General features: G+C 64.6%; 9 protein-coding genes. 6 read left to right on the forward strand and 3 right to left on the reverse strand.

Features of this window, described 5'->3' with window-relative positions:
• The first annotated feature begins 41 nt into the window (after nucleotides 1–41).
• Nucleotides 42–671, forward strand: a complete 630-nt coding sequence (locus NDO55_RS10155; RefSeq protein WP_252114897.1) for a retropepsin-like aspartic protease family protein — start codon at nucleotides 42–44, stop codon at nucleotides 669–671.
• Here the strand turns inward: NDO55_RS10155 and NDO55_RS10160 are convergent.
• Nucleotides 668–1,885 (reverse strand): hypothetical protein, encoded by a 1,218-nt coding sequence (locus NDO55_RS10160; protein WP_252114899.1) that lies wholly within the window; start codon nucleotides 1,883–1,885, stop codon nucleotides 668–670. The two genes, NDO55_RS10155 and NDO55_RS10160, sit on opposite strands and share 4 nt — an antisense overlap.
• 85 nt (nucleotides 1,886–1,970) lie before the next feature.
• Here NDO55_RS10160 and NDO55_RS10165 point away from each other — a divergent pair, with 85 nt between their 5' ends.
• Nucleotides 1,971–2,867, forward strand: a complete 897-nt coding sequence (locus NDO55_RS10165; protein ID WP_252114901.1) for a DMT family transporter — start codon at nucleotides 1,971–1,973, stop codon at nucleotides 2,865–2,867.
• On the opposite strand, the gene NDO55_RS10170 is transcribed toward NDO55_RS10165, so the two are convergent.
• Nucleotides 2,864–4,378, reverse strand: coding sequence for an amidase family protein (locus NDO55_RS10170; protein WP_252114902.1), 1,515 nt, complete (start codon nucleotides 4,376–4,378; stop codon nucleotides 2,864–2,866). The genes NDO55_RS10165 and NDO55_RS10170 overlap by 4 nt on opposite strands.
• A gap of 111 nt (nucleotides 4,379–4,489) precedes the next feature.
• On the opposite strand from NDO55_RS10170, the gene NDO55_RS10175 reads away from it, so the two are divergent.
• Nucleotides 4,490–7,180: a TonB-dependent receptor gene (locus NDO55_RS10175; RefSeq protein ID WP_252114904.1), complete on the forward strand. Its 2,691-nt coding sequence runs from the start codon at nucleotides 4,490–4,492 to the stop codon at nucleotides 7,178–7,180.
• A 6-nt stretch (nucleotides 7,181–7,186) separates the two neighbouring features.
• Here the strand turns inward: NDO55_RS10175 and ppa are convergent, their stop codons facing one another.
• Complete coding sequence (gene ppa, locus NDO55_RS10180) at nucleotides 7,187–7,714, reverse strand: inorganic diphosphatase (RefSeq protein WP_252114906.1); 528 nt, start codon at nucleotides 7,712–7,714, stop codon at nucleotides 7,187–7,189.
• Nucleotides 7,715–7,809: 95 nt separating this feature from the next.
• Between ppa and hisS the strand changes: the two genes are divergently transcribed.
• The 3 genes from hisS to prmC are packed head-to-tail and all read left to right on the forward strand — an operon-like array spanning nucleotide 7,810 to nucleotide 10,984.
• The gene (gene hisS / locus NDO55_RS10185) at nucleotides 7,810–9,090 is read left to right on the forward strand and encodes a histidine--tRNA ligase (protein WP_252114908.1); all 1,281 of its coding nucleotides are present in this window, start codon (nucleotides 7,810–7,812) and stop codon (nucleotides 9,088–9,090) included.
• Nucleotides 9,090–10,166 (forward strand): peptide chain release factor 1, encoded by a 1,077-nt coding sequence (prfA, locus tag NDO55_RS10190; protein WP_252114910.1) that lies wholly within the window; start codon nucleotides 9,090–9,092, stop codon nucleotides 10,164–10,166. Before hisS ends, prfA begins: the two co-directional genes overlap by 1 nt.
• A gap of 14 nt (nucleotides 10,167–10,180) precedes the next feature.
• Nucleotides 10,181–10,984, forward strand: coding sequence for a peptide chain release factor N(5)-glutamine methyltransferase (gene prmC, locus NDO55_RS10195; RefSeq protein ID WP_252114912.1), 804 nt, complete (start codon nucleotides 10,181–10,183; stop codon nucleotides 10,982–10,984).
• Nucleotides 10,985–11,069: the final 85 nt, after the last annotated feature.

Raw genomic sequence — 11,069 nt, forward strand, 5'->3', positions numbered from 1 at the left:
TCCTAAGCGAATCTTTACGCCTCCGCGCCTAGAGGGGTGGCATGCGTAACCTCGTCATCATCATGATCGGCTTTGCCGTGATGGGCACCATGTTCGCCGCGCGGCATGATATGGAAAATGTCGACGGTGCGGTATCGTTCGAGGAGCATGACGCCTCGCTCGAGACCGAGGGCAAGGATGCCTGGGCGGTCGCGCGGGCCGAAGCCAAGCAGAAGAAGAGCGGTGGCAGCTGGAGCAATGGCGACACGTTCGGTCATCGCAGCGGTGACAGTGCGAGCCGGCCCAGCGCGCGCAATGCCTCCATGTCCTCCGGCCCGGTCAAGTTCGACCGCGGCGCCGGTGGCCACTTCTACGCCAATGCCAATATTCGCGGCTCGACCATCCGCTTCCTCGTCGATACCGGCGCAACCGGCGTTGCGCTCACCGAAGCCGATGCGCGCAAGATCGGGCTGCATTTCTCGCCCAGCGAGTATCGCGTCGTCGGACGCCAGGTCTCAGGTCTCGTTCGTGGCAAGAACGTTACCCTGGATTCCATCACGGTCGGGTCGAAGACCGTACGCAATGTCGATGCCGTCATCATCCAAGGCGGGACGATGAGCCTGCTCGGCCAGTCCTTCCTGACCCGCGCGGGCAAGCTGGAGATGGATGGCGATACGATGATCCTGCACTAGAAATTGGCCAGGGGTGTCGACGCGCTGGCCGCCCGGGTCGTGATCAGATAGTCGAAGCCAAGGATGATGAAGCGCGTGTCCTGGTCGAGCGCTTCGAGACCTGTGTTTCGAAGCGCGCGTCGGACCGGATCGAGCGGAATGATGACATGGCCGCCATCCGCCGCGATCGCATCCATGTCGACTCCTGCTTGCTCCAGTGCTGCGGCCAGCTCCTCGTTCGAGGCCGGGCGCACGCTGAAAATCCCCTCGGGGCTCGGCATGATTGCCGTCGCTTCGCCGCCCAGCGGAAGGTAGGCGATCTGCAAGGCTTCGCGCCCTTCGGCAGCGGCCATGCCTTCGATCAGCGAACCGATGTCGAACGTGTTCATGCTCGAGGTCGCCGCGCCGGCATGGATGGCGCCCATCTTCATGATGACGCGCGGTGCCTCGCCAGTCGCCTCGCGCTCGGCGGCATATCGCGCGGTGAACTGCTCTTTCATCAGCGCGATCCGGTCCAGATTGTTGTCGAGCCCGCGCCCGAGGCGATAATATTGGTAGATACCGGCCGAGCGCGCGAGCAGGACCAATCGCGCCGTCGCTTCGGCATCCTCACCATATGCCGCCCGCAGCGCCAGGAAATCGGCTGGCGGGACGGTCATGATTGTCACCATGCCTTGATTGCCGGTGCGCATTGCTTCCTGGTCGGTGTCGAGCCAGCCCTGAACCACTGCGCGCGTGTCGTCATCGGGAGCGCGGTCGATCAGCCAGGGGTAATGGATCAGTGTCGACAGGATAAACTCCTGGTCGATCCCCCACATTTTGCCGGAAGTCGCGAACGGCAATGCCGCCTCGGCCTCCTCGCGCATCCCGAGGAAGGGAATGGACAGCGCCTTGCCGGCAAGCGCCGCGCCGTAACCGTCGACGCCCTCGTCGCGCAGGAAGGCCATCACCCATTCCGCACTATTGGGGCCCATCTCGACCGCATAATGATCGAAGCCGTGGGGCTTGGCCTCCGCCGCCAGCGCAGCGAGCAGCAAGGGTGCATCGGCATGGCCATGTGCCTCGCCGACCGCGATGAACTGCTGGTCGGCCAGTTCGTCCTCGATCATCGCAGCGCCTGGTTCGGACAGTCCGCTTGCATCGAAACTGATCGGCTGGGGGATAATCGTCGGTTCGGGCGGGGTCTCGGCCGGTTGCATGGCGAGCGCGGCTGCGACGGCATAGGAAATGAACATTGAAACCCCCTCGTGCTGACTTACACGAGTAACACACTAGGCGCGACAATTGTCAACGGCAAGCCTTTGCGCCATGGCGCTCAATATGTCTGCCCAGCGCTCTTCCCTGATCGCCTTTGCCGTCGCCGTGCTCGGCGTGGGCTGTCTGTCGGCGATGGACGGGGCGGTGAAGATGCTGAGCCTCGAGGTCGGGGTGTTCGCGGCCTTGTGCTGGCGCCTTGGGGCATCGGTGCTGGTCGGCGGCGGTATCTATGCGATCGGGCGCAAGCGGGCACCTTCGCGCAAGGCGATGAAGCTCCACCTCATGCGCGGCGTGCTGGTGGTGCCGATGGCCTATCTCTTCTTCTTCGGTTTGGCGCGGGTGCCGATGGCGCAGGCCATCGCGCTGGCCTTCCTCGCCCCGCTCTTCGCGCTCTATCTGGCGGCGATACTGCTCAAGGAGAAGGTGGCGCGCGCCAGCATCGGCGGCTCGCTGCTCGCCTTTGCCGGGACTTTGGTCATTTTCGCGGGCCAGGCGCAGGCCGATGTGGGACGCGAGGCCTGGCTCGGGAGTTTCGCGATCCTCGGCTCGGCGATGATGTATGCCTTCAACATCATCCTCATCCGCCAGCAGAGCCAGGCCGCCGACCCCGCAGAAGTCGCCTTCTTCTCGCACCTTTTTCCGGCGATCATCTTCTGGCTGATTGCAATCCTGTTCGTCGGCGTGCCCGACTTCCCGCAAGGTCTGGACCTGGTCATTTGGGCGAGCGCGATCACCGGCATCTTCGGCGCCATCGGTCTGGCCTGGGCCTATGCGCGCGCCGATGCGGGCTACCTCGCGGCGACCGAATATTCGGGCTTCCTGTGGGCTGCGATGTTCGGCTTCATCCTGTTTGCCGAAATTCCGTCACCTTGGACAGTCGCGGGCGCGGTCGCGATCGTCGCAGGCTGCTGGATCGCGGCGCGCCCCGATCCGCCGGGGCATGAGATGATCGAGGCCTAGTCGACCGGGTCGAGCAGGCCCTCGAACTCGGCAAGGTCGCTGGTCGTCGGGGCGAAAGTCGGGCCGGGCAGCGGTCCGCGTAGTTCCTCCCAAGCCTCGCCAAGGTCGAGCAGGTCCCAATCGTCCCCGGCCGTCCCGACGAAGCTGATCCCGACGGGCAGGCCATCGACATGGCCCATCGGCACGGTGAGGTGCGGATAGCCCGAACGGGCGGGCAAATAGCCTGCGCCGCCACCCGGCCAGCGATCGCCCAGAACGTGATCGATGAGGAAGGCGGGCGCTGCGGTCGGGAAGATGAGCGCTTCGACCTGATGCTCGTCGAGCAGGCCGTCGATAATCTCGCGGGAACCGTCACGGCTCAGTGCGAGGGCGTCGCGATAGGCCTGGTCATCCAGACTGCCTTTGGCCTCTGCCAACTCGAAGATCGACTGGTCGAAGACGGCCAGCTCTCGGTCATTGGCTTCGTTGAAGGCGATAAGGTCGGCCAGCGTCCGGCTAGGCACGCGGGCGGCGTCGGTGGTGGCGAGGTAGCGGTTGAGGCCGTCCTTGAACTCGTAGAGCAGCACTTCATATTCCGCGCCGCCTGCCTCGGGCGGGACGCCGAGATCGTCGATTTCGACGAGGATCGCCCCCGCGGCCCCAAGCTTGGCGAGCGTCTCGGCAAAGGCTTCGTCGGCGCGAAAGCCGCGCACGCTGGTCAGCACGCCAAGGCGAGTGCCTGCCAACTGCATCGGCTCGCGCGGCTCTTCCCTCATTTCCGGCATCATCGCGACCAGCAGGTGGCGGGCCTGCTCCACCGTGCGGGTCATCGGTCCGGCCGTATCCTGCGTCGCGCTGATGGGGACGATGCCTTCCTGACTGACCCATCCGACGGTGGGCTTGAGCCCGACAATGCCGTTCATCGCGGCGGGGCATGTGACCGAGCCGTCGGTCTCGGTCCCGACGGCAAGGTCGACATAGCCTGCCGCGACAGCGACGCCCGAGCCCGAAGAGGAACCGCAGGGGGTGCGATCGAGCGCATAGGGATTGCGCGCCTGCCCGCCGACTGCGCTCCATCCCGAATTGCTGCTTTGCGACCGGAAGTTGGCCCATTCGCTGAGGTTCGTCTTGCCGAGGATGACGAGCCCGTAATTGCGCATGTTGGCGACGAGCGGCGCATCGCGGCCGGTGACATTGTCGGCGAGCGCGAGGCTGCCTGCCGTGGTCGGCAGCGCGCCGGCGCTCTCGATATTGTCTTTGATCAGCACCGGCATGCCCGCAATCGGGCTTGAGGAGGAGCGGTCGTCCAACGCCCGAGCCTGCTCGATGGCGGTGGGATCGAGGGCGATGACCGCGTTGAGGTCGCCGTCGCGTGCTTCGATGGCGGAAATGGCCTCGCGGACCATGGCTTCCGAAGCGCCGATTTCGGCGGATTGCGCTGCGACATTGGAGGCGCTCGCGGGTCGTTCGTCGCCGCTGCAGGCCGCTAGTAGAATGCCGCCCGTCAAAATCCCCAGAAAACGCGCATTCATTGGCACCTCCGCTGCGATGATTAGTTACAAAGGCGTCATTGCAGGAAAGCCGGCGGTGCGCCAGTGCAGGCCCAGGGGCGGTGGATGCAAGTTGGAAAGGTTCGTTACGCCGTGAAGCTTCTTTCGCAGACTGCGAGCTGCGCGATCGCAGCCGCCCTGATGGCCGTGCCGCAGCAGGTGGCGGCGCAGGACAATGCGCCCGCACCCGCCCCGGAACAGCCGCAACCGGCCGAACCCGAGGTCCCCGACGATGCCATTGTCATCACCGGGAACAGCCGCTCGGTCGTCGGCGATGTGCCCGCCGAAGACGTGCTCGACGCGCGCGATATCCGCGCCACCGGCGCGACCAGCGTCGCCGAATTGCTAGAGGCGCTGGCGCCGCAGCTCGGTTCCGCGCAGGGCCGCGGCGGCGGACGTCCCGTGCTGCTGGTCGACGGCAAGCGGATCTCGGGCTTCCGCGAATTGCGCGACCTTCCCGCCGAAGCGATCGAGCGGGTCGAGATCTTTCCCGAGGAAGTCGCGCTCAAATATGGCTATCGCGCCGACCAGCGCGTCGTGAACTTCGTCCTGCGCGAAAACTTCTTCTCGACCACGATCGAGACCGAAGGCCGTTTCGCCACCGATGGCGGTCGCGCCGGCGGCGAGTTCGAGGTCGACCGGCTGATCCTGTCGCCCGGCAAGCGCACCACATTCAATTTCCAGTATGAGGTCGACGGCGCGCTCACCGAAGACGAACGCGATATCGCGCTCGACCCGGTCGAGACGTTCGACGGCGATATCGATCCGCGTCCCTTCCGCACGCTGACCGGCAGCTCCGAGGAATTGACCCTCGGTTCGGTCATCAAGCGCCCGCTCGGCGAAGCGACCGGCACGATCAATCTCGAATTCCGCGAAAACACCGGCCAGTCCTTGCTGGGCCCCTCGGTGGCGACGTTGGGCGTGCCGGCAGACAGCCCATTTGCGGACGGCGCAGCCTTCGACCTGGTGCGCGATGCTGGTCTCGGCCCCTTAGCGCGTGATCGCCGCACCCGCACCGGCTCGGCAGCCTTCGTCGTCAACAGCGCGCCGGGCGACTGGCGCTGGTCGACGACGGGTTCGCTCGAATATGTCGACAGCCGAACGCGGACCGACCGCGGGCCCGATACGGCTGCGATTCAGGCGGACCTCGACACGCTCGATGCCGGCACCGATCCGTTCGGCAGCTTTACCTTTGCCGAGCTGACGCCGCGCGACGAAGCCGTGTCGCAGACGCTGGACGCCTCGTTCGACGGCCTGTTCGGCGGCACATTGTTCGAATTACCGGCTGGCGACGTTGCAGCGACCTTCCGCGGCGGGCTCAACCATCTCACCATCGACAGCCGCGATTTCATCGCCGGGATCGAGGATGAAGTGGGGCTCGAGCGGACGCGTTTGTTCGCCACCGCCAATCTCGATTTCCCGCTGCTCGACAATGACAGCCCGATCGGCGCCTTGTCGGTGAGCTTCAACGGCGAGGTCGAAGAATATTCGGACTTCGGCACGCTGACCCTAGTCGGCACCAACGTGAACTGGCGCCCGACCGGTCGCCTGCGCTTCCTCGGCTCCTATACGCGCGAAGAGGGCGCGCCCTCGCTTAGTGCACTGGGAAGCCCGGTAACGGTCGACCCGCAGGCGCGTCTGTTCGACTTCGTGACCGGCGAAACGGTGATCGCCGAAACGCGCACGGGCGGGAATCCCGATTTGCTCGCCGACACGCGTGAAGTCTGGAAGCTGGGGTTCAATTACGAACTTCCGATCGAAAGCGAGGATTGGGATGTCAGCCTGCGCGCCGACTATGTCTCAAGCCGCATCGACAATCCGGTCAGCAGCTTCCCTGCCCTGACCGCGGAGATCGAGAATGCCTTCCCCGACCGCTTCGAGCGCGATCTCGAGGGCAATCTGCTCTCGGTCGACCTGACGCCGGTCAACTTTGCCGAGCGCAATAATGACGTACTTCGCTGGGGCTTCAATTTCTCCAAGGCGATCCGGCCCAAGCCGCCGAGCGCCGAGACGATCCAGGCTTTCCGCGAACGCGCGCAGCGGATGCGGGCGCAAGCCGGCAATACGCAACCCCTCCCGGACGGCCAGCAGGGTCCGCCGGGTGCCGGTCGCCCACAACAGCAGCAGGTGCAGGGTGAGGGCCAGCAGCAGGGCGGCGAACAGCAAGCCAATGCGCAGCAGTCGCAGCAGCAGGGACCGCCCCAGGCACGTGGCGGCGGTGGTGGCTTTGGGCGCTTCGGCAGTTCGCGCGGCCCGCGTGGCGGGCGTCTCTATGCGTCGATCACGCATGAAGTTACCTTCAGCGACGAATTGCTCATCGCCCCCGGCCTGCCGCCGCTCGATTATCTCGACGGACAGGCGACCAGCCGTTTCGGCGGGACCTCACGCCACCGTGTCGAGGGTCGCTTCGGCCTATTCAACAACGGCTTCGGTGCGCGCGTCAGTGTCGACTGGCGCTCGGCTACCGAGGTCGATAGCGGCATCGGCCCGCTCCAGTTCGACGATTATGGGACGGTCGACCTGCGGCTCTATGCCAACCTCACCGAAAGGCTCGACGTGATGGCGCGCCATCCTTGGCTGCGCGGGACCTCGCTACGGCTCGGCATCGACAATGTGCTCAACGAGCGGCCGCGCGTGACCAACGGTTTTGGCGACATCCCGGTCGGCTACGAGCCCGATCTGCTCGCGCCCGAAGGCCGCGTCATCAGTTTCGAGATCCGAAAGCTCTTCATCCCGCGGCAGTTCATGCAGCAGGAAATGCGACGACGCGGTTTCGGAGGCTAAGCCGGTTTATTTTGCAGCGCGGGCGATCGAATCGCGGACGACCTGAAGCGCGTCCTCGCGGTCGCCCCAGCGGCCGATGCGGACCCATTTCTGCTTTTCCAGGTCCTTATAGTGCGTGAAGAAGTGATTGATCTGCTCGACCACGATGGGCGGCAGGTCGGTATAATTCTCCACGCTCTCATAATAAGGCGAGACCTTGGTGATCGGCACGGCGAGCAGCTTTTCATCGCCGCCGGCTTCGTCCTCGAGATGCAGGACGCCGACAGGGCGTGCGCGGATGACCGTACCCGGCAGCAGCGACCAGCGCGTCATGACGAGGCAGTCCAGCGGATCGCCATCGTCGCACAGGGTCTGCGGGATGAAGCCGTAATTGGTCGGGTAGCGCATCGGCGTGTGCAGGATGCGGTCGACGAACATCGCGCCCGATTTCTTGTCGAACTCATATTTGACCGGCTCGCCGCCGATCGGGACTTCGATGAAGACATTCAGCTCTTCGGGCGCATTGTCGCCCACGGGAATCAGGTCGATATTCATGATGCGCGCTCATACGCCTTTGAAATCGCCTGACAAGGGTGTCAGGACCTAAAAGCGGTGGAAAGCAGGGGCTTTAGCGGCTAATCGCCGTGCCCATGGAAAAATTCCGACCGATCAAGGGCACGCAGAGCCTCTTTGGCGAAGAGGCCGAGCGCTTCAACCATGTCGTCCAGACCTTCGACCAGGTGCGTCGCCTCTACGGCTTTTCGCGCGTCGAAGTACCGATGTTCGAGGCCACCGGCGTGTTCGCCCGCTCGATGGGCGAGACCAGCGACGTGGTGTCGAAGGAAATGTGGAGTTTCGAAAGCCGCAGTGAAGGCTCGGTAACGCTGCGCCCCGAATTCACCGCGGGTATCTCGCGCGCCTTCATTTCCGAAGGCTGGCAGCAGCATGCCCCGATGAAGGTCGCGACGCACGGTGCGGCGTTCCGCTACGAGCGTCCGCAAAAGGGCCGCTATCGTCAGTTCCACCAGCTCGACGCCGAGGTAATCGGCAGCGACGATCCGCTGGTCGACGTCGAACTGCTGGCGTTCGGGTCGCAACTGTTGAGCCAACTGGGCATTGGGGGCGTGACCCTGAAGCTCAACACGCTCGGCGACGCGGAAAGCCGCGACAATTGGCGCGCCGCATTGGTCGAGCATTTTGCGAGTCATCGGGGCGACCTGAGCGAAGACAGCCAGGAGCGGCTCGAGAAGAACCCGCTGCGTATCCTCGACAGCAAGGACCCGCGCGACCGGCCCTTTGCCGACAGCGCGCCGACCATGGAATTGACCGCAGAAGCAGAGGACTTTTTCGGCAAGGTGAAGGCCGGGCTCGACGCGGCAGGCGTCGCCTACACGCTCGACCCGCACCTCGTGCGCGGGCTCGATTATTATCGCCATACGGCGTTCGAATTCGTCACCGACCAGCTGGGTGCGCAGGGCACGGTGCTGGCGGGTGGGCGCTATGACGGTCTCATCGAAGCGCTGGGTGGTCCGTCCACGCCGGCGGTCGGTTGGGCCGCCGGGATCGAACGGCTGGCGATGCTCTTGGATGGCGATTTCACACAGCAGATCGATGCCGCCGTATTACCCATGGGCGATGCAGCGCGCGGGCTTGGCATCGCGGTGCTGACGGCATTGCGCAAGGCGGGCCTGTCGGGAGAACTGTTTGCCAGCGGCAAGATGGGCAAGCGCATGTCGCGGGCGAGTAATGCAGGCGCACTGGCGGCAGTGATCATCGGCGATGACGAGATCGAGGCCGGCGAATTGCAGGTGAAGATCCTCGAGACCGGCGAGCAGAAGGCGCTGGCGCCGGCTGCTGCGGTCGAGACGATTACCGAGCTGGCCGTCGAACGCCAGATGCGTGCCGTGCTCGGCCAGGACGAGGAAGAATAATGGCGACGGTCAGCGACGAGCGTATCGAGCAATTGCTCGCCAAGAAGGCGCAGCTCTCCGAAGCGATGGCAGCGGGCGATCTCGACCCGCAGGAGTTCGTCGCGCTCTCCAAGGAATATGCCGAGGTCGAGCCGGTGGCCGAAGCCGCCGCCGAACTCAAGCGCCTGCGCGCCGAAAAGGCCGATCTCGACGAGATGCTCGACGATCCCGAGATGAAGGAAATGGCCGAGGAAGAGCTTTCGGAAATCAACGAGAAGCTCCCCAAGGCCGAACGCGGGCTCGCCGTGCTGATGCTGCCCAAGGACAGTGCCGATGAAAAACCGGCGATGCTTGAAGTGCGTGCCGGGACGGGCGGCGACGAAGCCGCTTTGTTCGCGGGCGACCTGCTGCGCATGTACCAGCGCTATGCCGAATTGCAGGGCTGGAAGGTCGAACTGATCAGCGCCAGTGCATCCGACGTCGGCGGCTACAAGGAAGCGGTGGCTAGCGTGAAGGGCAATGGCGTGTTTGCCAAGCTGAAGTTCGAAAGCGGCGTCCACCGCGTCCAGCGCGTCCCCGCAACCGAGAGCGGTGGGCGGATTCATACGTCGGCGGCTACCGTCGCGGTGCTACCCGAAGCCGAAGAGGTCGACGTCCAGATCGACGAGAAGGACCTGCGCATCGATGTGTTCCGTGCTTCCGGCCCTGGCGGCCAGTCGGTCAACACGACCGACAGTGCAGTGCGCATCACCCACATACCGACCGGCATCGTGGTCAGCCAGCAGGACGAGAAGTCGCAGCACAAGAACAAGGCCAAGGCCATGAAGGTGCTGCGCACGCGTCTCTACGAGCATGAGCGTGCGATTGCCGATGCCGAACGCTCGGGCGCGCGCAAGTCGATGGTTGGTTCGGGCGACCGTTCCGAGCGCATCCGTACCTACAATTTCCCGCAGGGTCGCGTGACCGATCACCGCATCAACCTCACCCTCCACAAGCTGGACGCCATCCTCGAAGGCTCGGGCCTGGGTGAACTGGTCGAGGCGTTGATCAGCGAGGACGAGGCGCAGCGCCTGGCAGGGCTCGAAGAAGGCGAATGATTGCCGCGACGTTGATGGCGGCCGAAAAAAGGCTGCGCGATGTCAGCGATACGCCGATGCTCGATGCAGAATTGCTGCTGGCCGAAGCGTTGGGCGTGACGCGTGAGCGGCTCATTCTCGGCTCTGGCCTGTCCGCCATTCCTGCCAGCTTCGAAGGACTGCTCGAACGCCGCGAGGCGGGCGAGCCGCTGGCCTACATCCTCGGGATGCGCGCCTTTTGGACGATCGAACTGGAAGTCGGTCCCGGCGTCCTTATCCCGCGCCCCGACACGGAAACGTTGCTCGACGCGGCGGTGGCGCATTTCAAGGGCGGTGACGGGCCCAAGACCATCCTCGACCTGGGGACCGGACCGGGCAGCCTGCTGCTCGCCGCGCTCGACGAATGGCCCGACGCCAAGGGCGTCGGCGTCGATGCGTCACCCACTGCACTGGACTATGCCCGCCGCAATGCGGATCGGCTCGACATGAGCGACCGCGTCGTCCTCAAGCAGGGCGATTGGGGCGCGGGGCTGTCGGTGCGGTTCGACCTCATCCTGTGCAATCCGCCCTATATCGCTGATGAGGACGACGAGGTCGCCGCCGATGTGCGCGCGCATGAGCCGACCGAGGCCTTGTTCGCCGGGGCAGATGGCCTCGACGACTATCGCCGGATCGTCCCGCAATTACCCGCTCTGATGGCCGAAGATGGATTGGCAGTGATCGAGATCGGGTACCGCCAAGCGGATGCGGTTTTCGCGCTTATCGAGCAAGCAGGGCTGAAAGCGAGCCTGCACCGCGATCTGGCGGGACGCGACCGCGCATTGGCCGTTCGTCGATAAGTCCATAAAAAGCTTGGAATCACCCCTGCGAATCGCTACATCCAAGGGTGAAACGGGGCGAAATTGCGACCGTTGGTTGCCAAAA

Origin of the sequence: Sphingomicrobium sediminis, from assembly GCF_023805295.1 — a bacterium.
Lineage (GTDB): Bacteria > Pseudomonadota > Alphaproteobacteria > Sphingomonadales > Sphingomonadaceae > Sphingomicrobium > Sphingomicrobium sediminis.

What these genes read in the sequence shown, in the direction of transcription:
- prfA (WP_252114910.1), top strand. Translation starts at nt 9,090, where the DNA reads ATGGCGACGGTCAGCGACGAGCGTATCGAGCAATTGCTCGCCAAGAAG.
- NDO55_RS10155 (WP_252114897.1), top strand. Translation starts at nt 42, where the DNA reads ATGCGTAACCTCGTCATCATCATGATCGGCTTTGCCGTGATGGGCACC.
- hisS (WP_252114908.1), top strand. Translation starts at nt 7,810, where the DNA reads ATGGAAAAATTCCGACCGATCAAGGGCACGCAGAGCCTCTTTGGCGAA.
- prmC (WP_252114912.1), top strand. Translation starts at nt 10,181, where the DNA reads ATGGCGGCCGAAAAAAGGCTGCGCGATGTCAGCGATACGCCGATGCTC.
- NDO55_RS10160 (WP_252114899.1), bottom strand. Translation starts at nt 1,885, where the DNA reads ATGTTCATTTCCTATGCCGTCGCAGCCGCGCTCGCCATGCAACCGGCC.
- ppa (WP_252114906.1), bottom strand. Translation starts at nt 7,714, where the DNA reads ATGAATATCGACCTGATTCCCGTGGGCGACAATGCGCCCGAAGAGCTG.
- NDO55_RS10165 (WP_252114901.1), top strand. Translation starts at nt 1,971, where the DNA reads ATGTCTGCCCAGCGCTCTTCCCTGATCGCCTTTGCCGTCGCCGTGCTC.
- NDO55_RS10170 (WP_252114902.1), bottom strand. Translation starts at nt 4,378, where the DNA reads ATGAATGCGCGTTTTCTGGGGATTTTGACGGGCGGCATTCTACTAGCG.